The organism is Ruegeria sp. CDSB086, assembly GCF_059611065.1.
Window position 1 is genome coordinate 305,572 of sequence record NZ_JBXWOV010000002.1, and the last position, 24,363, is coordinate 329,934.

Annotated in this window: 22 protein-coding genes; 13 read left to right on the top strand and 9 right to left on the bottom strand. The window is 57.7% G+C overall.

All coding sequences use genetic code 11. From position 1 onward, the window contains the following. Positions 1 to 50: 50 nt before the first annotated feature. The gene (locus tag AC2FIO_RS05145; protein ID WP_282119032.1) at positions 51 to 617 is read right to left on the bottom strand and encodes a tetratricopeptide repeat protein; all 567 of its coding nucleotides are present in this window, start codon (positions 615 to 617) and stop codon (positions 51 to 53) included. A gap of 30 nt (positions 618 to 647) precedes the next feature. Beyond that, positions 648 to 1,136 carry an Lrp/AsnC family transcriptional regulator gene (locus AC2FIO_RS05150; RefSeq protein ID WP_282169094.1) on the bottom strand — a complete coding sequence of 163 codons (489 nt, stop codon included), beginning with the start codon at positions 1,134 to 1,136 and terminating at the stop codon, positions 648 to 650. 102 nt (positions 1,137 to 1,238) lie between these two features. Here AC2FIO_RS05150 and putA point away from each other — a divergent pair, with 102 nt between their 5' ends. Beyond that, on the top strand, positions 1,239 to 4,640 hold the full coding sequence (gene putA, locus AC2FIO_RS05155; RefSeq protein WP_496696093.1) for a bifunctional proline dehydrogenase/L-glutamate gamma-semialdehyde dehydrogenase PutA: 3,402 nt from the start codon (positions 1,239 to 1,241) through the stop codon (positions 4,638 to 4,640). Between the two features lie 42 nt (positions 4,641 to 4,682). Continuing rightward, positions 4,683 to 5,426, top strand: a complete 744-nt coding sequence (locus tag AC2FIO_RS05160) for a rhomboid family intramembrane serine protease (RefSeq protein WP_282168927.1) — start codon at positions 4,683 to 4,685, stop codon at positions 5,424 to 5,426. A 7-nt stretch (positions 5,427 to 5,433) separates the two neighbouring features. Here AC2FIO_RS05160 and AC2FIO_RS05165 read toward each other — a convergent pair whose 3' ends face one another. Next, the gene (locus AC2FIO_RS05165) at positions 5,434 to 6,255 is read right to left on the bottom strand and encodes an IclR family transcriptional regulator (protein WP_282119029.1); all 822 of its coding nucleotides are present in this window, start codon (positions 6,253 to 6,255) and stop codon (positions 5,434 to 5,436) included. Between the two features lie 191 nt (positions 6,256 to 6,446). Between AC2FIO_RS05165 and bhcA the strand changes: the two genes are divergently transcribed. The 4 genes from bhcA to bhcD are packed head-to-tail and all read left to right on the top strand — an operon-like array spanning position 6,447 to position 10,790. Beyond that, on the top strand, positions 6,447 to 7,637 hold the full coding sequence (gene bhcA, locus AC2FIO_RS05170; RefSeq protein ID WP_496696096.1) for an L-aspartate--glyoxylate aminotransferase BhcA: 1,191 nt from the start codon (positions 6,447 to 6,449) through the stop codon (positions 7,635 to 7,637). An 11-nt stretch (positions 7,638 to 7,648) separates the two neighbouring features. Beyond that, entirely contained in the window at positions 7,649 to 8,620 is a 972-nt protein-coding gene (gene bhcB / locus AC2FIO_RS05175) for a beta-hydroxyaspartate dehydratase BhcB (protein WP_496696098.1), read from the top strand. A gap of 11 nt (positions 8,621 to 8,631) precedes the next feature. Then, a complete protein-coding gene (gene bhcC, locus AC2FIO_RS05180) occupies positions 8,632 to 9,795 on the top strand; it encodes a 3-hydroxy-D-aspartate aldolase BhcC (RefSeq protein WP_496696100.1) in 1,164 nt (387 codons plus the stop codon). An 11-nt stretch (positions 9,796 to 9,806) separates the two neighbouring features. Beyond that, positions 9,807 to 10,790: an iminosuccinate reductase BhcD gene (bhcD, locus tag AC2FIO_RS05185; RefSeq protein ID WP_496696102.1), complete on the top strand. Its 984-nt coding sequence runs from the start codon at positions 9,807 to 9,809 to the stop codon at positions 10,788 to 10,790. Between the two features lie 56 nt (positions 10,791 to 10,846). Here the strand turns inward: bhcD and AC2FIO_RS05190 are convergent, their stop codons facing one another. After that, positions 10,847 to 11,632 (bottom strand): inositol monophosphatase family protein, encoded by a 786-nt coding sequence (locus AC2FIO_RS05190; RefSeq protein ID WP_282119024.1) that lies wholly within the window; start codon positions 11,630 to 11,632, stop codon positions 10,847 to 10,849. A 96-nt stretch (positions 11,633 to 11,728) separates the two neighbouring features. Continuing rightward, on the bottom strand, positions 11,729 to 12,634 hold the full coding sequence (locus tag AC2FIO_RS05195; protein WP_496696515.1) for a LysR family transcriptional regulator: 906 nt from the start codon (positions 12,632 to 12,634) through the stop codon (positions 11,729 to 11,731). Positions 12,635 to 12,728: 94 nt separating this feature from the next. On the opposite strand from AC2FIO_RS05195, the gene metF reads away from it, so the two are divergent. Beyond that, positions 12,729 to 13,595, top strand: a complete 867-nt coding sequence (gene metF, locus AC2FIO_RS05200) for a methylenetetrahydrofolate reductase [NAD(P)H] (RefSeq protein ID WP_496696104.1) — start codon at positions 12,729 to 12,731, stop codon at positions 13,593 to 13,595. Between the two features lie 177 nt (positions 13,596 to 13,772). Beyond that, complete coding sequence (locus AC2FIO_RS05205; RefSeq protein WP_472723168.1) at positions 13,773 to 14,423, top strand: J domain-containing protein; 651 nt, start codon at positions 13,773 to 13,775, stop codon at positions 14,421 to 14,423. A 50-nt stretch (positions 14,424 to 14,473) separates the two neighbouring features. Here AC2FIO_RS05205 and AC2FIO_RS05210 read toward each other — a convergent pair whose 3' ends face one another. Next, complete coding sequence (locus AC2FIO_RS05210) at positions 14,474 to 14,992, bottom strand: YHS domain-containing (seleno)protein (RefSeq protein WP_282119021.1); 519 nt, start codon at positions 14,990 to 14,992, stop codon at positions 14,474 to 14,476. A gap of 250 nt (positions 14,993 to 15,242) precedes the next feature. Between AC2FIO_RS05210 and yghU the strand changes: the two genes are divergently transcribed. Beyond that, a complete protein-coding gene (gene yghU / locus AC2FIO_RS05215) occupies positions 15,243 to 16,121 on the top strand; it encodes a glutathione-dependent disulfide-bond oxidoreductase (protein WP_496696106.1) in 879 nt (292 codons plus the stop codon). 43 nt (positions 16,122 to 16,164) lie between these two features. Here the strand turns inward: yghU and AC2FIO_RS05220 are convergent, their stop codons facing one another. Together AC2FIO_RS05220 and AC2FIO_RS05225 are read right to left on the bottom strand one after the other, a co-directional pair. Beyond that, on the bottom strand, positions 16,165 to 16,953 hold the full coding sequence (locus AC2FIO_RS05220; protein ID WP_496696108.1) for an SseB family protein: 789 nt from the start codon (positions 16,951 to 16,953) through the stop codon (positions 16,165 to 16,167). After that, positions 16,946 to 17,533, bottom strand: coding sequence for a uracil-DNA glycosylase family protein (locus tag AC2FIO_RS05225; RefSeq protein WP_496696109.1), 588 nt, complete (start codon positions 17,531 to 17,533; stop codon positions 16,946 to 16,948). Before AC2FIO_RS05225 ends, AC2FIO_RS05220 begins: the two co-directional genes overlap by 8 nt. 230 nt (positions 17,534 to 17,763) lie before the next feature. Between AC2FIO_RS05225 and AC2FIO_RS05230 the strand changes: the two genes are divergently transcribed. The 4 genes from AC2FIO_RS05230 to AC2FIO_RS05245 are packed head-to-tail and all read left to right on the top strand — an operon-like array spanning position 17,764 to position 22,325. After that, on the top strand, positions 17,764 to 18,423 hold the full coding sequence (locus tag AC2FIO_RS05230; protein WP_282119017.1) for an ABC transporter ATP-binding protein: 660 nt from the start codon (positions 17,764 to 17,766) through the stop codon (positions 18,421 to 18,423). Continuing rightward, entirely contained in the window at positions 18,401 to 19,975 is a 1,575-nt protein-coding gene (locus AC2FIO_RS05235; RefSeq protein ID WP_496696110.1) for a KpsE/RkpR family capsule polysaccharide export protein, read from the top strand. The genes AC2FIO_RS05230 and AC2FIO_RS05235 overlap by 23 nt, the downstream gene beginning before the upstream one ends. Positions 19,976 to 19,980: 5 nt before the next feature. Then, entirely contained in the window at positions 19,981 to 20,814 is an 834-nt protein-coding gene (gene kdsA, locus AC2FIO_RS05240) for a 3-deoxy-8-phosphooctulonate synthase (protein WP_282168938.1), read from the top strand. 14 nt (positions 20,815 to 20,828) lie between these two features. Further along, on the top strand, positions 20,829 to 22,325 hold the full coding sequence (locus tag AC2FIO_RS05245) for a phosphomannomutase/phosphoglucomutase (RefSeq protein WP_496696111.1): 1,497 nt from the start codon (positions 20,829 to 20,831) through the stop codon (positions 22,323 to 22,325). A gap of 56 nt (positions 22,326 to 22,381) precedes the next feature. Here AC2FIO_RS05245 and AC2FIO_RS05250 read toward each other — a convergent pair whose 3' ends face one another. After that, positions 22,382 to 24,331, bottom strand: a complete 1,950-nt coding sequence (locus AC2FIO_RS05250; protein WP_496696112.1) for an AsmA family protein — start codon at positions 24,329 to 24,331, stop codon at positions 22,382 to 22,384. Positions 24,332 to 24,363: the final 32 nt, after the last annotated feature.

Genomic DNA, 24,363 nt, shown 5'->3' on the forward strand with positions numbered 1-24,363 from the left:
CCCACAAAACCTATACGCCCCCGACCTTGCGGTTTCGGGGGCGTTTTGTTTCAAATGTCCTCACCCGGTATGGCAAGTGGCCCACCCGGTGCCATGAGATGGCGCTCTGAAAGCCACGGGTTCAGCTCCAACGCCTGAGACAACGCTTCTCGCGCCTCGTCCATGCGCTTTAGTCCCATCAGGGTCAGCGCACGGCCACTGATCGCGGCGACGTGGTTGGGAGACAGCTCGATTGCCTTGTCCAAGTCAGGCAGCGCGGATTGAAAATCCTGACGCAGGTAGTGGGCGAATGCGCGTTGGTTGTACCCTTCGGCGTAGGACGGGCAGTACGCGACAAGCTTGTCAAAATCTTCAATCGCGCCCAGCAAGTCCCACGCATTTCGACGTGTCATGCCACGGTCCAGAACGGCCTGAGCACTTTCGTCCGGGGCATCGGTCCATAACTCCCATAAATGACCGGACAGTGCACGAGCGGACTGTTCGGTTTCAGCGCTCTGTATTTGTTCCAGAACCGCCGATACATCTGCGGAATGGTCTGGCGCGGCAGGGCAGTCTTGCGCATTGGCCGCAAAAACGGTCGCAGCATAGAAAATTGAGGCGTAAGCAAAGCGTTTCATGCGCCAATGGTGACGCGTGCAACGTGTTCGTCAACCCATCGCATCCAAGGCCCCAGACATCCCGGTCTCTTTCACAGCCTCCATCGCGACAAAGGTTGAGGTGCTGGCGACATGCGGCAATGATGAGATCTTTTCGGCCAGAACCGCGCGGTATTCCGACATAGACCCGGTGCGAATTTTCAGAAGATAGTCAAAATTCGACGCAATCATATGGGCTTGTTCGATCTCAGGCACTTTACGAACGGCCGCGTTGAAATCGGCTAAAGCTCTCTCGCGCGTGTCAGTCAATCGGACTTCGACAAAGGCTACGTGGTCCAAACCAAGGCGAATGGGGTCCAGCAAGGCACGATATCCGGTAATGATGCCATCAGCCTCAAGTCTCTTCACACGTGCTTGAGTTGGGGATTTCGAAAGCCCGATACGCCGCGCGAGATCGGCGATGGGGATCCGGCCGTCCTCGGCCAGAATCGCCAGAATTGATTTGTCAAACCGATCCAGCCCCGGAAAGTCTTTTTGCATCGCCCAAACCTCAAAAAACAGGCTGATCGCCCGACCAGAGACAAAATTAAGGCAATCGTCCCGAAAAATCGACACTATATTACTCAAAAGACCGGAGGACACATGTCACACAGCCTGCGCGCCCGCATTGATGCCGAAACCTATGCCGATCCGTCGAGAATTCTTGACGCGTTGATCGCAAATGCTGATCTGAGCGAAGCCGACCGCGCCGCGATCTGCGCGGCTGCGGCGCAATTGGTGCTTGATATCAGGTCCAGCACCTCACCCGGTATGATGGAAGTGTTCCTGGCCGAATACGGCCTGTCCACCGACGAAGGCATCGCGTTGATGTGTCTGGCCGAGGCGCTGCTGCGCGTACCCGATGCCGACACCATCGACGCGCTGATCGAGGACAAGATCGCCCCGTCGGATTGGGGCAAGCATCTGGGTCAATCCTCATCGTCTCTGGTCAATGCGTCCACATGGGCCCTGATGCTGACAGGCAAGGTGCTGGATGAAGACAAGACCTCTCCGGTCGGTGTCTTGCGCGGTGCGATCAAACGGCTGGGCGAACCCGTAATCCGAACGGCCGTCGGGCGCGCGATGAAGGAAATGGGTCGCCAGTTTGTCTTAGGCGAGACCATCCAATCCGCCTTGGACCGCGCCAGCGGTATGGAGGCAAAAGGCTACACCTATTCCTATGACATGCTGGGCGAAGCCGCGCGAACCGAAGCCGATGCCGCCCGCTATCACCTGTCCTACTCACGGGCGATTGCTGCAATCGCCGAAGCCTGCATTCACGACGATATCCGGGCCAATCCGGGGATTTCCGTCAAGCTGTCGGCGCTCCATCCACGCTATGAGTTGGCGCAAGAAGCAGAAGTCATGGAAGAACTGGTGCCCCGGTTGCGGGCGTTGGCCCTTTTGGCCAAGGCGGCAGGTATGGGCTTAAATGTGGACGCTGAAGAAGCAGATCGCCTGTCCTTGTCTTTGCAGGTGATCGAGGCGGTGATGGCCGAACCGGCCCTGGATGGTTGGGACGGCCTGGGTATCGTCGTTCAGGCTTATGGCCCGCGTGCCGGGATCGTGCTGGACACACTGTATGGCATGGCTGGGCGTCACGATCGAAAGCTGATGGTTCGTTTGGTCAAAGGGGCCTACTGGGATACCGAGGTCAAACGAGCTCAGGTTGAAGGCATCGATGGCTTTCCCGTGTTCACCCGCAAGGCGGCCACGGACATTTCTTACATCTCGAATGCGCGCAAGCTGCTGGGTATGACCGATCGAATTTACCCGCAATTTGCCACCCACAACGCCCATACGGTCAGTGCGATCCTTCACATGGCCGATGACCAGCCATTCGAGTTCCAGCGCCTGCATGGAATGGGCGAAACCCTGCACCAGCTTGTCAAAGACCAAAACAACACACGTTGCCGGATCTATGCGCCGGTCGGGGCGCATCGGGACCTGCTGGCCTATCTGGTGCGGCGTCTGCTGGAGAACGGTGCAAACTCATCATTCGTAAACCAAATTGTAGACGAGAACGTTCCACCGGAAGAGGTCGCCGCTGATCCGTTCCTGACCATTGTGGATCAGGTACGACCGCTGCCAACCGGGCCGGACCTGTTCCAACCGGAACGCGTCAATTCGAAGGGTTTCGACCTTCACCACACCCCGACATTGGACAAGATCGACGCCGCGCGGGATGCTTTCCGAGCGCACCATTGGTATGCCCAGCCGCTGCTGTCCGGCGATGCAAGCCCGGAACAGGACCAACCGGTCACCAATCCGGCCCAACCACAGGATCGCCCCGGAGCAATCGCCCCTGCCAGCGCCGAGGATGTCGAGCTTGCCCTGAATTCCGCGGCACCGTGGCAGGCACCACCAGCAGAACGGTCGCGTATCTTGAATACTGCTGCCGATCTTTATGAGGCTCATTTTGGCGAGCTTTTCGCCTTGCTCGCGCGCGAGGCAGGTAAGTCCCTGCCCGATGCCGTTGCCGAACTACGTGAGGCGGTCGATTTCCTGCGCTACTACGCTGCGAACATTCCCGATGCGGAACCGGCAGGCGTTTTCACCTGCATTAGCCCTTGGAACTTCCCGCTCGCTATCTTCACAGGCCAGATTTCAGCGGCCTTGGCCACAGGCAACGCAGTTCTGGCCAAGCCCGCACCGCAAACGCCACTGATCTCACATCGGGCCGTTCAAATGCTGCACGAGGCCGGCGTTCCCCGCGATGTGCTGCAATTATTGCCCGGCGACCCGTCCGTTGGCGCGGCGTTGACTTCTGACCCGCGCGTATCCGGCGTGGCGTTTACCGGATCGACGGCGACCGCGTTGAAAATACGCGCAGCCATGGCTGACAACCTGCGCCCCGGCACGCCTCTGATCGCCGAGACCGGCGGGTTGAACGCGATGATCGTGGACAGTACCGCCCTTCCTGAACAGGCCGTTCAGTCTATCATCGAAAGCGCGTTTCAATCTGCCGGACAGCGATGCTCCGCCTTGCGGTGTCTCTATGTCCAGGAAGATATCGCCGACGATTTGCTGACAATGCTAACCGGTGCAATGCAGGCTCTCCAGGTCGGAGATCCTTGGTTGATCTCAACCGATTGCGGACCGGTTATTGACGAGACCGCGCGCCAGGGCATTGCAGATCACGTTGCCAATGCCCGCGCCGCAGGCTGCGTTTTAAAGGACACGCCCATACCGCCCGAAGGGACGTTCATCGCCCCGACGCTTATCGAGATACCCGGCATTTCCGCCTTGCAGCACGAAATTTTTGGCCCTGTCCTGCATGTCGTTCGCTTCAAGGCATCTGAGATTGATCAGATCATCGCCGACATTAACGCAACCGGGTACGGACTGACATTTGGTTTGCACACACGTATTGACGACCGGGTGCAACACATCACCGAAGCGGTGCATGCGGGCAATATCTACGTCAACCGCAACCAAATCGGCGCCATCGTAGGATCTCAGCCATTTGGCGGTGAGGGGCTTTCGGGCACAGGCCCCAAGGCGGGTGGGCCGAATTACATGACGCGGTTCTGCGCCCCGGACCGGCAGCAGTCCGACGAACAATGGGACCACCCAATGAGCGAGCTTCCCGATGTTCAGGGTACGCCCGCGCCGGTGCAGACCCAATCCCTGCCCGGCCCGACGGGCGAATCCAACCGGTTGAGCGAATTCGCACGCCCGCCATTGCTGTGCATGGGACCCGGAACCGAGGACGCGCGCGCGCAAGCCGACTCCGTTCAGGCGCTGGGTGGTACGGCCATTCAGGCGACCGGTTCGTTAGACTTGCATCGGCTGGAGAACGTGACCGGGATATCGGGCGTTCTTTGGTGGGGCGATGACGACACAGCGCGTGAGATCGAACGTCACCTCGCCCGCCGGGACGGTCCGATCCTGCCGCTGATCCCCGGCCTTCCGGACCGCGCGCGCGTTCTGGCCGAGCGTCACCTGTGCGTTGATACAACAGCCGCGGGCGGCAATGCCGCATTGCTTGGGGGTGCGGCGTAAGCATGCCTTGACGCTGGGCCGGGAAAAGCCCAGCGTCGCCTCATGTTTCCAATCCGCGACCATAACCCTTCGGGGCGAACACCTTATGTCGTCTATTTGCTGATGGCGGCCAATATCCTGATATTCCTCAGCTATGTGGGTATCATGAACGATGCTCGGCTGATCAATCAGCTATACTACGACTATGCGATTATCCCGGCGCGGATCACGGACGGTTTTGCGTTTGAGACACTGGTGACCTCGATGTTTCTGCACGGAGGTTGGATGCATCTGGCCGGAAACATGCTGTTCCTGTGGATTTTCGGCGACAACCTCGAAGATGAAATGGGCCACCTGCCCTTTCTGCTGTTCTATATTGCAGCCGGAATCGGGGCGGGTCTGATCCATGTTTTCACAGCGCCGGGCTCGGTCGTGCCGACCATTGGCGCATCCGGTGCGATTGCGGGTGTCATGGGTGGTTACCTGCTGCTATTCCCAAAGGCCCGCGTGGATATCCTGCTGATCCTCATTGTCTATTTTCGCATTTTCACAATACCTGCCTTTGTCATGCTGGGGGTCTGGTTAGCTATGCAGTTCTTTGGCAGTCTGGCCAGCAACCCGGACGAAGGCGGGGTGGCCTATTGGGCGCATACGGGTGGGTTTTTTGTGGGTCTGATCTTGTGCATCCCAATCTGGCTGCGGCGCGGCGGCACTGATTTTTGGGGCCGCACCCACGGCCATCCGCCGCATCCTGAACACAAGTACAAGCTAACTCAGTCGCGTATTCCCCGCGTACCCCGCAGGTAGCAGGGCTTCAGGTTTTCGGGGTCTGGCCGCCGCTAAGATGGGTGATTTCCCGCGCCGCGGCCAGAACCAATTCACCCAGCGCATGCGCTCGATCCGCGCCAAACCGAGCGGTCGGACCCGATACCGAGATCCCTGCACATGGCTCCCCCCGGTCATTGAAAATCGCCGAGCCGATACAGGACATGCCCTGATATCTTTCTTCTCGGTCATGCGACCAGCCGCGTGCACGGGTCTTGGAAAGATCCTGTTGAAGTCCGTCGCCCGGTATCTGCGTGTTCGCGGTGAATTCCACCGGATCAATTGCCTCTAGCGTTTTGGCCAACCCCGTTTCGGTCATCGCGGCAAGGATCGCCTTGCCGGTGCCCGAGGCATACATCGGCGTTCGCGCCCCGGGCGGGAAAAAGGCGCGGATGGGATTCGGAGTTTCGACCTGACCGACAAAGACCACCTCGGACCCATCCGGCACCGCCAGGTTGGCGGTCTCACCGCTCTCCTGCATAAGGCGTCTCAGGATTGGGCGCCCGATTTCAAGCACACTGTTGCGGCGCAGGAACGAGGCGCCGGTCCGGTATGCCTCGATCCCGATCATCCATTCCTGACGTTCGTCGTCAAAGGCAACAAAGCCGTGTTTCTGCAAGGTCACCAGAATGCGGTGCGTCGTAGCCGTCGGCACATCGATCTCGCGTGCCAGATCGCTGAGCGCTGCGCGTTCCAACCGAGCCACCGTTGTCAAAACGCCCAGCGCCCGATCCAGCGACTGCATGGTCCCGGCCGAACTTTCTTTGAACAGGGATTTGGGTCTGCCGCGCGGTCTTTTCTGATTGTCCATCACCCTACTCCCTTGCTCTACGCCAGAATATTTCTGAACCGTTCATTTTTTAGGTCCAAAAAATGAAAAACGAAAAACTGCATAAATACAGCGCTTTAAATATTTAATCGCAAAAATGAAAATATTTTTCAAGAAAATTGCACGCCGTGAGGTTTTCCCGGACACTTACATCCAAAGCGGAGGAATAACAGATGTCCAACCAAAACCCGGTTTTCATACCCGGTCCAACCAACATTCCAGACCGGTTGCGTCTTGCCATGCAGGTCCAAACGCAGGATCACCGCGCGCCGGATTTTGTCGAAACCTTTGCACCTGTCCTTGAGGACACAAAAAAGGTGTTCGGCACCACGACCGGCCAGATCGTGACCTTTCCATCCAGTGGCACCGGTGGGTGGGAAGCAGCCGTAACCAACACACTCAGCCCCGGCGACAAGGTTCTGGTTGCCCGCTATGGCGTGTTCAGCCATCGCTGGATCGACCTGTGCGAGCGTCATGGGCTGGACGTTCAGATCGTCGAATGTCCTTGGGGCACCGGCGCGCCCGCTGATCAGTTTCAAGCCGCTTTGGCCGATGACACCGCGCATGAAATCCGCGCTGTTCTGGTGACCCACAACGAAACAGCCACCGGGGTGCGTTCCGACATCGCAGCGGTTCGGCAGGCGATGGATTCGGAAAATCATCCCGCGATGCTCTTCGTCGACTGCGTCAGCTCTCTGGCTTCGATGCCGTTCGACTTTGACGCTTGGGGTGTAGATATCGCCGTATCGGGGTCGCAAAAGGGGTTCATGCTGGCGACCGGCATGGCAATTCTGTGCGTCAGCACCAAGGCACAGGACGCGATGAAAAGCGCCAAGCTGCCGCGTACCTTCTTTGACTTCGACGATATGATGGCGGCCAACGCATCGGGCGGGTTTCCCTATACTCCGCCGCTGCAACTGATCTACGGCATGCGCGAAAGCCTCAAGATGCTGTTCGAAGAAGGGCTTGAGAACGTTTATGCCCGGCATTTCCGACTGGCCGAAGGTGTGCGCCGCGCCGTTGACGCATGGGGGCTGAAACTGGTCGCGCAATCGCCCGATCTGTATTCTGACACTGTCAGCGCGATCTACGTGCCAGACGGGTATGATAGCAACACACTGACTGACCACGCGTTCAATGCTTATGGCGTGTCCTTTGGTATTGGACTTGGTCAACTGAATGGTAAGGCGTTCCGCATCGGCCATCTGGGCAGTCTGACGGATGTGATGGTTCTGTCCGGCCTTAGCACAATGGAGATGGCGATGGCCGATCTGAACTATCCGATCACTTTGGGCAGCGGGGTCGCGGCCGCACAGGATTTCTATCGCACCGGCCCATCTGACCGCGCCCAGGCCGCAGCCTGAGGAGGATGGCAATGCTGGATCACATCCCCGCAGCCGATCTGACGATCGACGATATGCGCGCTGCGCATGAACGGATCAAACCCTTCATCCGGCGCACGCCGATCATGGTGTCGGACTATTTGAACGACCTGACCGGAGCGCAGCTGTTCTTTAAATGCGAGAACTTCCAAGAGGCTGGTGCGTTCAAAGTACGCGGTGCGAGCAATGCGGTTTTCGGCCTGAGTGATGATATGGCGACCAAGGGTGTTTGCACACACTCCAGTGGCAACCACGCTTTGTCCCTGTCTTATGCCGCCGGACGGCGGGGTATTCCCTGTAACGTGGTGATGCCGCGCACTGCGCCGCAAGCCAAGAAGGACGCCGTGCGCCGCTATGGAGGTACGATCACGGAGTGCGAGCCGTCAACCTCATCCCGCGAGGCGACCTTTGCCGAAGTTCAAGCCAGAACAGGCGGAGAGTTCGTGCACCCCTATAACGACCCGCGCGTCATTGCGGGTCAGGCCACCTGCTCGGCCGAATTGTTAGAACAGACAGACGGAGTGGATGCGGTCATCGCCCCAATCGGAGGCGGGGGCATGGTCTCGGGCACGTGCCTGACGGTGTCGAACCTGGCCCCCGACACCGCAATCTATGCCGCCGAGCCAGAACAGGCGGACGACGCATACCGGTCCTTCAAAGCAGGACACATCATCGCCGACGATGCGCCAAAAACGATCGCCGATGGGCTGCTGGTGCCGCTGAAAGAGAACACGTGGCACTTCGTGTCCCGAAATGTGACCGACATTTTCACCGCCTCTGACGACGAGATCATCGAAGCGATGAAGCTGACGTGGAAATACCTGCGCGTCGTGATGGAGCCGTCATCGGCCGTGCCTCTGGCAACCATACTCAAGAACCCGGACGTATTCCGCGGCAAGCGCGTCGGCGTGATCATCACCGGCGGCAACGTGGATCTGGACAAACTGCCCTGGCTGAAAGGGTAAGGAGGAACGACATGAACAAACCTGTGAACATCAAAGAACTGGAAGTCGGGTTCGACATCCCCGCTGCCATCGGTATGGATGAAAGCGAAATCCAGACCCCTTGCCTGATCCTGGATCTCGATGCGCTGGAGCGGAACATCAAGAAGATGGGCGATTATGCGAAGGCCCACGGTATGCGCCACCGCGTGCACGGCAAGATGCACAAATCCGTCGACGTCGCCAAGCTACAAGAACAGCTCGGCGGTGCGGTTGGCGTCTGCTGTCAAAAGGTATCTGAGGCTGAGGTTTTCGCGCGGGGCGGCATCAAGGATGTCCTCGTGTCGAACCAGGTCCGCGACCCGGCCAAGATCGACCGATTGGCGCAACTGCCCAAATTGGGCGCGCGCACTATTGTGTGCGTGGACGACATCGACAATGTCGCCGACCTGTCCAAAGCCGCTGTCGATCACGGCACGGAGCTTGAAGTCTTTGTCGAAATTGACTGCGGTGCAGGTCGGTGCGGCGTGACCACGACCCAAGCCGTTGTCGATATCGCAAAAGCTGTCAACGCTGCGCCCAACCTGAAATTTACCGGCATTCAGGCCTATCAGGGCGCGATGCAGCACCTCGACACCTATGAGGCGCGCAAAGAGAAGCTGGATACAGCCATCGCCATGGTCAAAGACGCAGTTGACGGTTTGAAAGCCGAAGGCATCGAATGTGAACTGGTCTCGGGTGGCGGAACAGGATCATACTACTTCGAGAGCAATTCAGGCGTTTACAACGAGTTGCAGTGCGGATCCTACGCTTTCATGGATGCGGATTATGGGCGCATTCTGGACGAGAACGGCAAACGGATCGATCAGGGCGAATGGGAAAACGCGCTGTTCATTCTGACCAGCGTGATGAGCCATGCCAAGACTGACAAGGCCATCTGCGACGCCGGCCTCAAGGCGCAATCGGTCGATAGCGGCCTGCCCTTCATCTTTGGGCGCGATGATGTGGAATACCTCAAATGCTCGGACGAACACGGTGTCATTGGCGATCCCGACGGCGTTTTGAAGGTGAACGACAAGCTGCGGCTTGTGCCCGGACATTGTGATCCCACCTGCAACGTCCACGATTGGTATGTCGGCGTACGCGGTGGCAAGGTTGAGGCGCTGTGGCCCGTGTCGGCCCGCGGAAAGGCTTATTGATGAGGGATGCTATGACCACGCAAGATGGCCTGCTGATTGTGGGCGAAGACCTGTGCGAACAGCTGGTGGGCCGCCAACAGGCCTTTGATGCGGTGCAATCCGTGTTTGGTGCGATGGCCAGCGGTGGAGCACGGAACTTTCCGGTTGTTCGCGAGGCGCTGGGTTATGCTGATGCGCTGTATGGTTTCAAATCCGGCTTCGATCGGGATGGGCAGGTGTTGGGCGTGAAATCTGGCGGCTATTGGCCGGGCAATGCCGAACAAGGATTGACCAATCACCAATCCACGGTGTTTCTGTTCGATCCCGACACGGGGCGGCTTTCGGCATTGGTGGGTGGCAACTACCTAACGGCCGTGCGAACAGCAGCTTCATCAGCGGTTTCCATCGCACATCTTGCCCGAAAAGACGCCAAAGTGCTGGGCATGGTTGGCGCCGGACATCAGTCGGCCTTCCAGCTACGCGCCGCCGCTGAACAGCGGGACTTTGAAAAAGTTGTCGCCTGGAATCCGCACCCCGACATGCTGCCCCGTTTGGCGGCTGTCGCCGAAGAAATCGGTCTGGAGTTTGAGGCTGTCAGCCAGCAGGACTTAGGGGCACAGGCGGACGTCATCATCACAATCACCTCGGCATTCGAGCCGCTATTGATGAAAGACTGGATCAAACCCGGCACGCATCTGGCCTGCATGGGCACAGACACGAAAGGCAAGATGGAGGTCGATCCGGCGCTGGTCGCCTCGGTCACCGTTTTCACCGACGAGGTCGCCCAATCCGCGACGATTGGCGAGGCGCAGCACGCCATAGGAAGCGGCACTTTGACCGAAACAAAGATCACCCCAATTGGTGCGGTCATCAACGGTGATCATCCCGGGCGGAGCAGTGCTGACGAGATCACCTTGTTCGACGGAACTGGCGTGGGTCTGCAGGACCTCGCTGTTGCATCCGTCGCCGCGCGGCTGGCGGACGAAGCAGGTCTGGCGCAACGCGCGACCCTCTGAAAACAAAAAAAGCGCGCCTCAATCGGGGCGCGCTTACGGAATTGCTATGTGGCTGATTAGCCTCGGATCACCTTGGAAAACTGGTCGAAAATCGGCTCGTTCGAACAGATCACTTCACCGTCTTCCAAAACGTTGCCTTCAGGGTTTAGCGCCTGAACAAATCCGCCCGCTTCCTGGACGATGATGATCCCAGCGGCCACATCCCATGCATTCAGCCGACGTTCCCAAAAGCCTTCGTAACGTCCCGCTGCGACATAGGCCATGTCCAGCGCGGCGGCACCCCAACGGCGCACACCGGCACAAGCAGGCATCAGACGCGCCAGATCCTGCAGGGTCGCAGGCAGGTCCGAACGGCCACCAAAAGGCAGGCCGGTCGAGAAAATCGACTCGATCATCCGATGACGGCCCGAGACGCGGATACGCATGTCGTTCATCCAAGCGCCCTCGCCTTTTTCGGCAAAGAACATCTCATCCTTGGCGGCGTCATAGATTACGCCAGCCACGATCTTGCCCTTGTGTTCCAACGCGATCGAGATTGCCCAGTGCGGCAGACCGTGCAGGAAGTTCGTAGTACCATCCAGCGGATCAACGATCCAGCGGCGGGTCGGGTCTTCGCCCTCGATCACACCACCTTCTTCAGCCAGCCAGCCATAGGTCGGACGCGCGCCCAGCAGCTCCTCTTTCAGGATCGCCTCGGCAGCAATGTCAGCTTTGGACACAAAGTCGCCTGCGCCTTTCATCGAAACCTGAAGGTTCTCGACTTCACGGAAATCCTTGACCAAAGAACGCCCCGCCTTACGCGCGGCTTTGATCATGATGTTGAGGTTTGCACTGCCAACCATTGTCCAAAGGCTCCTGTCCGGTCAAACCGCGCGTATACTGATGCAAAGCGCCCTTGCCAAGAGGAATGATGCGCATAGCAGACCCGCGTTTTTTGCCTATTGCTCTTGCAGCTTGCGCGCCTCGGTTTCGGCCAGCTGAATCAGCTCTTGCACGAAAGGTTTTTCTAGGTCCTCGCTGCGCACTGCCGCGTAAAGCCTGCGGGTGATGCCGTCCTTGGTCAGGGGGCGAGTGACGTAGTCCGAATTGTACTTCACTTCGCGCACAACCCAGTCAGGCAGCACCGAAACACCGCGGTTCGACGCGACGAGCAAAAGGATCACTGCAGTCAATTCGACCTGCCGGATTGCGGCCGGCTCGACCCGCGCGGGTATCAGCAACTGGCTGAACACATCCAGCCGGGTGCGCTCCACCGGATAGGTAATCAGGGTTTGCCCACGGAAATCCTCGGCCTCGATGAACTCTTTCTGCGCCAACGGGTGGGATGATGCAGCGACAAAGACGGCATCATAGTCAAACAGTTCAATGAACTCGATGCCCGGCAGGTCCTCGGGGTCGGACGAGACAACCAGATCCACCTCTTCTTTTTGCAGTGCTGGCAGGGCGTCGAATGCCAAACCTGGGCGGATATCAACGTCCACATCACCCCATGATTTCCGGAAAGATTCAAGAACTGGAAACAGCCATTCGAAACACGCGTGACATTCGATCGCGATATGCATCCGCCCCGTGCGTCCATCCCGAAGCGACGAGAATTCCTGTTGTGCGGCTTGGATTTGCGGCAATATCTGTTCGGCCAGACGCAACAGGCGCAGCCCGGCCGCAGACAGCTTCATCGGTTTGGACCGGCGTAGGAACAATTCAACCCCCGCCTGATCCTCTAACCCTTTGATTTGGTGGCTCAGAGCCGATTGGGTGATGTTCAATTGATCCGCCGCACGGGCCAAACCACCACATTCATGGATCGCCTTGATCGTACGCAGGTGGCGGAATTCGATGTGCATTACAGCGATACTCATGTTGTTCTTGAATAATATGAGTTTGTCTCACATTGCCCGAACTGGCACAAGGACTCTGCACCAACCAAATGAGGCCGAGATGACCAAGCCAGAAATTTCATTCGAGTTCTTTCCGCCCAAGACGCTCGAAGCCTCGTTTCGTCTTTGGGACACGGTCCAGACTCTGGCCCCTTTAGAGCCGCGCTTTGTCTCGGTCACCTATGGTGCGGGTGGCACAACGCGGGAACTGACCCGTGATGCGGTGGCGACCCTGCACAAATCCTCGGGGCTGCCTGTTGCCGCCCATTTGACATGTGTTGATGCCTCGCGGCAGGAAACGCTGGAAATCGCGGATACTTTCGCGCGCGCGGGCGTTCAGGATATCGTTGCCCTGCGCGGTGATCCGCCAAGCGGTCAGGATCGTTTTGAACCACACCCCGAAGGTTTTGCAAATTCGGTGGAACTGATCTCGGCCCTGGCTGAGACCGAGATGTTCAACATTCGGGTCGGCGCCTACCCCGACATTCACCCCGAGGCACAAAACGCCCGCACCGATATTGATTGGCTCAAAGCCAAACTGGATGCGGGCGCAGATGAGGCCCTGACCCAGTTCTTTTTTGAGGCCGAGACGTTTTTCCGGTTCCGGGACGCCTGTGAAAAAGCCGGCATCGACAAGCCCATCGTGCCCGGCATCCTTCCGATCGAGAACTGGAAGGGTGCACGCAATTTTGCCAAACGATGCGGCACGCGCATTCCCCAATGGGTCGAACAGGCGTTTGAAAAGGCCGTGCGCGACGATCGTGAGGATTTGCTGGCTACAGCATTGTGTAGCGAGCTGTGCTCGGACCTGATCGACGGGGGCGTGGACAAGCTGCATTTCTACACGCTGAACCGGCCGGAATTGACGCGTGATGTGTGTTTTGCCCTTGGCATAACGCCGAAGGCTGATCTGCAAAACGTGGCCTAATCAGGTCGGCCCGAAAGACAGTATCCCACTGCGGGGAAAGAAACTAAGAACAATTGCCGCGACGCGCTGCAATTGTTCCCGTAAGCACTTCAATTTTGCGTGAAATTTGACAAATTCAACGTCCTGCTCAAACTGAAGGAGTGACGTTTTTTTGTTTTGTAATGAGTAAATTGGGTTATGGAAACTGTTGAGAAGATCAGAGCCCGCACAGAAGCACTGCATGCTCTGGGGTTGGATCAAAACGCCAGTTCGGACGACATCAGAAGCGCCTGGCGGGACATTGCGTTCCATGGTCATCCAGACCAAGCCAAGGGCGATAGCTCCGGATTTACCCGCGCCAAGGATGCATATGATTTTTTGCGTAAAGAAGGGCTGGCGGGTAAGGGTGTTGGATCGGGAAAACCGCGGCGCCCGAAACTGCGCCGTCGTATTCTGACACTGGAAACCGCCGATATCAACGCATGCCGCGCCCTGTTGAACAACGCGTTGCCGGACCGATCAGACGAGGTTGAAACACCGGATTCCGAGCTGATGTGCAAGTCGGACCATGTGCCCGATGCGGTCGGGTTCTTTGGCCGCCATTTGACATTCTTTGTCTCAACGCCGGTCTATGAAGGTGCAAACCGCGTGGCATTGCCCACGTCGGTTTTGGCGAGCTCACGCCAGACGGAAACCGAGGTGCTGAATTTCCAGTCCAACGACTCTGGCGGTGGCGAGGTTGTTGTGCCCGAAGCGATTACTGCGCGTACGTTCCCTGGGGCCAAAAGCGTTCGCATTCGGTTCGATGCCGATCAGCAGATGCGGGACGAATTCTCGTTTGCGCATTGACGAAAAAGCCCGGCTTAAATGCGCCGGGCTTTGGCTTGGTGAGTGGCCACTTAGTTTGAAATCGGGCCTTCCGACGTGAATTTCGGGATCACGCTGGAGGATGCGGCATCGGGTTCGATCCCCGGCCAGTTGCCTTCGGCGAGGTTGATATTGCCGGGCACGTCTTCTTCCCAGAAACCGACAACGACATCGGTGATGTTCAAATAAAGCTTGTCATCGACGATGCGCCAAAGGTTCGGGTTCGCAGGGACTTTGCCGCCCTTCGAAACACCGTATGCGCAATGTCCGTCATATTGCGGCGCGTAGAAGGCTGGGTTCTCCTGAAATTTGTCGCGGTTCTCTTCAGACGAAAATGCCCAGGTGGCACCATTGTATTCTGCGGTGATGTCTGCACGGCCGCGTACAGGCGCGGGCTGAGATTGACCAACCGCAACCTGATCTAGACCACGGTATGCGACGACATCGTAGCCGGACACGGCGAACCCGGTGCCGTCAATATACTGGTCACCAGCAAAGGCCGGAGCGGCAAGGGTCAGAGCCGCAGCTACAGTCAGGGCAAAACGTTTCATGGTGGTAAGTCCTTTTGTCCTCGGGGTTGTTGATTTGCCCGAACTTGCGGGTCTGAACATACAATAGGTGATTCAGACTGCTTGCGAAGTCCCCCTCGCGTCGCTGTGACGTTGAATGAGAATTCGTGAGATGTCGGGTGAGAATTGTTACAAAAACGCTGTGCTCTGGGGGGTTGGACTTGGTGCTTTGCAACATTAGCTGTTGTGTTGGACGGACAATTCACCTGCACTTTGCGAAGAAAGGCAAGAAATGAGCGAGCAACCGACCTATACGCCCCCAAAGGTCTGGACATGGGACAGCCAGAATGGCGGCCAATTTGCCAACATCAATCGCCCAATCGCTGGCGCCACCCACGACAAGGATCTGCCGATTGGACGGCACCCCCTGCAGCTCTATTCACTGGCCACGCCGAACGGCGTGAAAGTGACCGTGATGCTGGAGGAACTGCTGGCGCTGGGTCACGAAGGTGCCGAATACAACGCCTGGCTGGTCAATATCGGCGAAGGCGATCAGTTCAGCTCGGGCTTTGTCGGGGCCAACCCAAATTCTAAAATCCCCGCTCTTTGGGATCGCTCGGGCGACAAGCCGACACGCGTGTTCGAAAGCGCTTCGATCCTGTTTCATCTGGCCGAAAAGTTTGGCGTGTTTTTGCCCGCGTCCGGACCGGAACGTACGGAAGTCATGAACTGGGTCTTCTGGCAGATGGGCAGTGCACCCTATCTGGGCGGTGGGTTTGGCCATTTCTACGCCTATGCGCCGGAAAAGTTCGAATACCCAATTGACCGCTTTACGATGGAGACTAAGCGCCAGCTGGACGTTCTGGATCGCGAACTGGTCGACAAGACGTATATCGCAGGCGAGGATTACACCATCGCGGACATGGCGATCTGGCCCTGGTATGGCCAGCTGGTTCTGGGCCGACTTTACAGCGCCGCCGAGTTCCTAGACGTGGAATCCTACAAGAACGTCATGCGTTGGGCCAAGGCGATCGACGCACGCCCTGCCGTTCAGCGGGGCCGCATGGTCAACCGCCCGTTCGGTGAGCCACATACCCAGCTGCACGAACGTCACGAGGCCAGCGATTTCGAAACCCGCACCCAGGACAAACTGGAAGCAGCTGCGGAATAATCACAAAAAGCCCCGCAGATCAGTCGTGCGCGGGGCTTTTTTCCTACTTCAGAATAGGCGGTTTATCCGGGTTGCTGCCAGGTGTCGTCTGCGCGACAACACGCGCCTCTGGCTGTGGCAGATCGAACCGCAAACCGATCCGCGCCAATGAGGCAGCAGCCTGATCGTGTGCACCGAAGAACCCGACATCCATTGCCCCGGCCTCAATCCCGGAAAACGTCAACGCCTCGGACGCGGCCTTGGCCAGTGCGGGCTCTGCCCCTTCTACCGCACCAATGAACCCAAGCAGGTGACCGGAACCGCCGCCTTCGGACTTCGTTCCCACCAAATATGCAGCTTCCGCCAGCCCAACTGCGGTGGCAAGTTTTGCGTCTAGCGCGGTCAACAGATCGTCGGGCAGGCCCGCAGGGGGCAAGAACTCTGCCAACCGTTGCTGAACCTCCTCTGGCTCATGCTGCAGAGTTTCCGCCAGCCAGCCCAGCGCCTCGGACGGGATCAGCATAGAGGACGGCGCAACTTCGAGGTTGAGGCCCAGCCCAATCCCCTGCCCCGCGAGCATGGAGGATAACACCCGGCCCGAAAGCGCCACATAAGGGACAGGACGTTCGGCAAATCGCGCCAACCGGTCCTCTCGGTCAAAGGCCAGCACAAAGCGCCCATCGGCGACGTCGAACAACTCGGGTGAGATGTTTTCGCCCTTCGCCTCTTCTGTCAGCATCAGAAACAGCTCGCTGTCGGCAAGCCGTTCGAAGAACCGCAATCGCGCTGCATCATCTTGTGGGGCGGCAGTCATTGCGGCGTAGGCAGTGTCCAGAGCCGTGGTTTCAGTCATTCAGAACCTCTTGCACCCGTGCACGCAGAACCGGCAGAAGGTCGGTCTGGAACCACGGGTTTTTCTTCATCCATGCCGTATTCCGCCACGAGGGATGAGGCAAGGCAAAGACGCGCGGCGCATGGTCCCGCCAGTTGCGAACCGTTTCCGTCACCGAGCTGCGCACATGCAGGTGGTATTTATGAGCGTGCCCACCCACCAAAATAGTCAGGGGTATTTCCCCCAGGGTTTGCATGACTTTGTTGTGCCAGGTTTTCCCGCAGACGGGGGGCGGCGGCAAATCCGCCTTGCGCGTATCATACCCCGGAAAACAAAAAGCCATCGGTACGATCGAAACCTTTGACCGATCGTAGAACACAGATTCATCCACCCCAAGCCAGTCCCTTAAACGATCTCCGGACGGATCGGTGAACGGTCGGCCCGACTCATGCACCCGTGCGCCAGGGGCCTGACCGGCAATCAAAACTGGCGTCCCGGGCTGAAACCAGACCACTGGGCGCGGCTGATGCGCGGTCTCTGTCGCGGCAAATCTTTCCGCGCAAATACGGCAGGCCGAGATTTCTTTCTGTAGCGAATTCATCAGATGGCAAGGTTTCCTGCATCAAATTGGTTGACGGTCACCCTGAAAGATAGTCAACGCAATGCGTGGGTCCAACCGATGGAAAAGTCACATTACCAACAGCACACGTGCCGGTGCATTGATCATTGCCACCAAAACTCGACATAATATGGCCCACATAAAACGTAGGATAACAACCCGATCACCGGCACATCCGGTACTTTTAAAATGGTGCAAGCAGCAGGCTCTCAATGCTTGAGTTTGAAAATGTCAGTAAGTCCTTCTGGACCGGGACACGCCGCAAGGTGATCCTGGACAGTGTCTCGTTTCGGGTTCAATTGGGCCGTTCGATTGGCATTCTTGCACCTAACGGAACCGGCAAGACCACCTTGATCAATATGATGGCCGGCCTGGAAAAGCCCGATGAAGGCGTGATTCGAAAGTCCTGCCGAGTGTCTTTTCCTATGGGTTTCACCGGAGGTGTCGCAAACAAACTGTCCGCCCTGGAAAACGCGCGCTACGTCGCCAACATCTACGGGATGGACCCCGATTACGTCGAAGCCTACTGCAAATGGCTATGCGGATTGGGGGAGTATTTTAACCAACCTTTGGCCACTTACTCCAGCGGTATGAAAGCGCGCTTTACGTTTGCGTTGATGTTGGCCCTGGATTTCGACATGTACCTGATTGACGAAGGGATGCCGGCGTCGACGGATGTGGAATTCAACAGGAAGGCCGGCGACATCCTTCGGGAAAAACTACGCACGACTACAATGGTGATCGTGTCGCACAGTCCCGCCGTGCTGGAGAAATTTGCGCAAGAGGCTGCCGTTTTGATGGATGGCCAGCTTTATATGTTCGACACCTTGGAAGAGGCAAAGCAGCTATATGACTACCAAACCCAAGGCTAGCATCTACAACTGGCGCCGCAAACGCCGCAACGCGGGAACGGAAGAAGACCGCGCTGATGCCATTTCACGCATTCGCAACGCGACCCAGCCACCCACTGCGGCCAATGACTCGGAGTCCAATACCGAGATTGACGCCATCAAACGCGAGGGACTGACCGGGCGCCAATTGCGGTTGGCACGCAGATTGGCGCAAAAGAACGGCCTAGAGGCGACCTCGGACTATGATGCGGTGCGTTTGCTACGCCAAAAGGGCATCGATCCGTTTCATCGCGCCAATTTGCTGGGGATGGCCGGTGAAACGGCACAGACCGAGGATCAAGCCAAGGACAAAGTCACGATTCATTTGCCGCAAACGGTCAGTGAAGGTGGAAAGACCCTGCCCGGGCCCGAGATGTCTCCTGCGCAACGACGCGAGCTTGAAATTGGCGAGATACAAAAAGACATCGCCCGCCGTCGCCGTCGCAAACTGCTTGCCCTGTTTGCCCGCCTGACGGTTTTCGTCTTCCTGCCCACCTTTATTGTCGGGTTCTATTTCTACCGTGTGGCGACGCCCATGTATGCCAGCGACTCGGCCTTTTCGATCCTGCAGGCGGACGGGGGCGGTGCAGCTTTTGGCGGGCTTTTGGCGGGCACACAATTCGCCACCGCACAGGATTCTGTCGCTACTCAGGAATTTCTTGAGTCCAAGGATGCGCTGCTGAGGCTTGAACGTGACATGGGCTTCGCAGAGATTTTCCAGCAAGACTGGATCGACCCTATTCAACGGCTTTCGCCGGACGCCACGCTGGAAGAAGCCTACAAGCTTTTCCGGCGCATGATCACCATCGGATACGACCCGAGCGATGGCATTATCCGAATGGAAGTTGCGGCACCTGATCCGCAGATTTCGGTGGCCATCTCTGACCGTCTTCTGTCCTACGCCGAAGAAACCATAAACGGGCTTACGGAACTCAAGCGCGAGGACCAGATGCGCGACGCGCTGGATGGTTTTGAAATGGCACAGAAGGAGCGTAGGAGAGCACAGGAAGATCTGATCGAACTTCAGATTCAAGGCGCGCTGCTGGACCCGCAAAACGTCATCGTCAGTTTGCGCGGCCGCATCGACGCCCTGGAAACACAGATTCAAGAAAAAGAGCTGCAGCTGGCCGCATTGCTGGACAACCGTCGTCCGAACCAGGCCAAGGTGGATGGTGCCCGTGCCGACATCGCGCGGCTTGAGACTGTGTTGGAAGAACTCAACTCGGAAATGCTGGATGTGTCTGCAGGCGAAAACTCGCTTGCCCGGCTCAGCTTACGAATTCAGATGGCACAAGCCGATCTTGTTGCCAGGGACATGATGCTGCAGACAGCCATGCAGCAAATGGAAACCACGCGGACCGAAGCAAACCGTAAAGTGCGCTATTTGACAGTGTCTGTGAGGCCGGTGCCAAGTCAGGAACCCACCTATCCGCGCAAGTTCGAAAATACGATTTTGGCTTTTCTGTTGTTTGCTGGTATCTACCTGTTGATCTCGCTTACCGCGTCGGTCCTTCGTGAACAGGTATCCTCGTAAGACACATGAAACATGTAAAAATCTCCGACCTCACGGTCGGCAATGATCTGCCTCTGACGATCATTGCCGGCCCCTGTCAGCTTGAAAGCGCGGATCATGCGCAGATGATCGCAGGCAAAATGAAAGAAGCCTGTGATGCCGCCGGTGCGCAGTACGTCTTTAAGGCCTCGTATGACAAGGCGAACCGCACCTCAATTTCAGGTGTCCGTGGGCCCGGAATTGCTAAAGGACTGGACATTCTGGAAGGTGTCAAAAAACAAATTGGGGTACCTGTCCTGACTGACGTACATACGCCGGAGCAATGCTCAGACGCGGCCAGTGTTTGTGATGTTTTGCAGATTCCCGCGTTATTGTGCCGTCAAACCGACTTGGTGTTGGCCGCAGCCCAAACAGGCGCAGCGATCAATGTCAAAAAAGGGCAATTTCTGGCACCATGGGATATGGCGAACATTGTCGCCAAGATCGAGAGTGTTGGTAACTCGAATATTCTGCTGACAGAACGTGGCACCTCGTTTGGGTACAACACCTTGGTGACAGATATGCGCTCGCTCCCGCAGATGGCGGCGACGGGCTATCCGGTTGTGATGGACGCAACCCACTCGGTTCAGCAGCCTGCAGGGCTTGGAGGTTCGACCGGCGGACAGCGTGAATTTGCTCCGGTGATGGCGCGCGCAGCTGCCGCCATCGGCGTAGGTGCTGTGTTTATTGAAACACACGAAGACCCGGACAAGTCTCCGTCAGACGGGCCCAACATGATCTATCTGGATCAAATGCCTCAATTGATTGACACATTGATGCGCTTTGATGCATTGGCCAAAGCCAATCCTATACAGATTTAAGCAAGAGCAATAGCATGACCAAACCCATCCCAGAGGTGACCCCGAACACCTGGAGTTTTCTGCGCGATCCGATGATCAAGCCGACCGGCTTTCGCGAATATGACGCGCGCTGGAAATATCCCGAAGAGATCAACCTGCCCGGCATGACCGCGCTTGGCTTGGGTCTGGGCACACAGATGCGCAAACGTGGGATCGAACCGGTGATTGCGGTGGGCAACGACTACCGCGACTACTCGCTGGCGATCAAAAACGCGCTGATCCTGGGTCTGATGCAGGCTGGCATTCAGGTCAAGGACATTGGCCCCGCGCTCAGCCCGATGGCCTATTTCGCGCAATTCCATCTGGATGTGCCGGCCGTGGCCATGGTCACAGCCAGCCACAACCCTAACGGCTGGACCGGCGTCAAGATGGGCTTTGATCGTCCTTTGACACACGGCCCCGACGAGATGTCAGAGCTCCGCGACATCGTCCTGAACGGTGAAGGCACCCCACATGAAGGCGGAACATACGAATTCGTTGATGGTGTAAAAGAAGCCTACATCGACGATCTGGTCGGCGATTTCAAAATGTCCCGCCCCCTGAAAGTCGTGTGCGCAACTGGTAATGGAACGGCTTCGGCCTTTGCGCCTGAGATTTTCGAGCGCATTGGCGTCGAAATGGTGCCCAGCCATACCCAATTGGATTATACTTTCCCCCACTATAACCCCAACCCCGAGGCTATGGAGATGTTGCACGACATGTCCGCCTCTGTGAAAGCCAGCGGTGCCGATCTGGCTCTGGGCTTTGACGGCGACGGCGATCGCTGCGGTGTTGTGGATGATGAGGGGGAAGAGATCTTCGCCGATAAGGTCGGAGTGATCATGGCCCGTGATCTGGCCAAATTGTATCCGAACTCGACCTTTGTGGCAGATGTGAAATCCACTGGTCTGTTTGCCAGCGACCCCGAACTGCAGGCCCTTGGTGTCAAAGCGGATTATTGGAAGACCGGGCACAGCCACATGAAGCGTCGGGTCAAAGAGATCAATGCGCTGGCCGGCTTTGAGAAGTCTGGTCATTACTTTCTGGCTGAACCTATCGGGCGCGGCTACGACTGCGGGATGCGGGTTGCCGTTGAAATCTGCAAGCTGATGGATCGCAATCCTGACCAAAGCATGTCGGACTTGCGTAAAGCGCTGCCGAAAACCTGGTCGACGCCGACCATGTCGCCCTATGCGGCCGACACCGAGAAGTATGACATTCTTCAGCGGTTAGTCGACAAGCTGGTCGCCAAGGCAGATGCCGGAGATACCTTTGCCGGTCGCGCGATCAAAGAGGTCGTCACTGTCAATGGCGCTCGCGTCATTCTGGACAATGGCAGCTGGGGTCTGGTGCGGGCATCCTCGAACACTCCGAACCTTGTTGTGGTCTGCGAAAGCAGCGAGAGCGAGGATGAAATGCGCGCAATCTTTGGCGATATCGACGCGGTCATTCGCACGGAACCCGGTGTGGGCGACTACGATCAGACCATCTAAGTGCTACTGCGTTTCGGGGCACCTTCTGCCCCGACGCCCTTGCGTATCGGCGCTTTTTAGTTACCGCCAAACAGCTTCAGCAGCCCCTTGTTCACTTCGTCTTCCAGTTTGTTCTTGATCGCGTCTTCGATCTGATCGCTGTCCGTAATCGTTGTATTCAGCTCGTCCCCGACCTTGTCCAAAACTTTCTGCTTGGCCTCATCTTCAAGCTCTTTGGCCTTTCCTTCAGCAACAGCTTCGAGGACTTTGGTTAGATCCGGCTTGATCGTCGGGTTGCTCCACGGCCCGACAATTTTCACTGGTACCGCGATGCCGTTTCCCGAATTCGCGCGCAGCGCCACAGGTGTGAAAAGATAGTCGATATCGCGGTTGCCGATTCCGACCCGACCGGACCCGTCGGCCCGGAAGTTATCCAGCGACATCAACAGGTCGTTGTTCCACAACACCCCTTGATCCATGGTGAAGCTGGCAGACAAGCTGTTGAACACGGTTGTGCCGCGCTCGCCCCCGCTGCGGCCCATCAGGCGGTCCAGATCAAACCCCGAGATCACGCCCTTGCCCACGTCCACACGACCCTTGCCGCTGAGTGAGCGCATGATCTGATCCTCGGTCTGCCCAACTCCCAGAAACTCGAACGACCCTGATCCGGTGCCGGACAACCGCTCGATCCCGCCAAGAGCGGACAGAGCTTGCTGTACGTCCATGCCATTCGCGGTCAGATTGCCGCCGACCGACAAACCGTTCCGGTTGTTGGCAACCACCTGCCCGTTCAGATGCCCTGAAAACAATGTGGCCGGGTTCATCTGAAGAACCGCCCTGGATCGATCAAGGTTAAGCGTCAGATCGCTGGGTCCCAGCGTCAGACCCGGTACGGCAATGGAATTGGCTTTGAGGCGGATTTTGCCATTCGCCAAGGCCAGCGCAGACGCATCAATCGGGGTGGTCGACCACCCTTGGTCAGGCGACGGCGCCGACCCTCCGCCAGCGCCACCAGGCGTATCGTTGAATTGAGTAAGATCCAGGTCACCGCCTTCCAGCCGTGCGGTAATCTGCGGCGGGTCCGAGATAACGATATCTGCCTCACCAGTCAGGCGATTATTATCCAGCAACGCCACCAAGTTGCGCAGCGAAATCCGACCATCGCTAGTATAGGTCATCTGCCCAGCCACATCGGCCTCGCGCCCCAGTCCCAATGGCACCCCAACACCGGCCTGACCAAAAGCAGCCAGCATACGCTCCGTGTTCGTCGTTTTGGCCAGCAACCTGCCATCCATTTCACCAGCCAGATTGACCCGCCCGACAAAACCGAACTCTCCCCCGGGCGCGGTCATGGTTAAATCCAGCGGCGTTACTGCGCCGGACGCGTAAGCTGGCAGATCTTGAATCTTGAGGTCGACATCGACCGCCCCCCCGGGCACCGCCATCTGAGCCTGTACCTGCAGAGGCGCTGAAACATCCGGCCAACTGGCCGCCAGATTGACATTGGCAAAATCGAACTTGGTCGCGCCATTCTCGATGTAGACCAAGCGCGCGTTCGTCAGCTTCAGATGATCCAGCGTCACCTCGCCCTGCTGCCCTTGCGGTCCCGCGCCGCTTGTGGCGCCTGCCGAGGCTGCGTTTGCGGGTGCCGAAAGTTCCCAATTCCCGCGCCCATCCGAAAGTTCTAACCGCAGAACCGGATTGTCGGCGATCACCCGTTTTATGCGCAGGTCCCCGGAGATCAGCGCGGCAGCATCAACCCCCACGGCCAGGCTTTCGGCGCTCAGCATTGGTTCAGGACCGGCCCATTGTGCATTTCCAAAAGTCACCGGACCGGTTTCCAGCCCCAGCACGGGCCAGAAAGACAGGTTCACATCGCCCGTAAGCTTCAGGTCACGCCCGGTTTGGGTGCGGACCTGCTCAGCCAATATGGTGGCCAGCTTGTCGCCGGGCATCAGCAGCAAGGCCCCGATGACCAAGCCAAAAACCGCCACCAACAGGAAAACTATGCGCAACAGCCACTTCATATTCTGCTCTCCGCCTTTTTCATGCGTTAAAA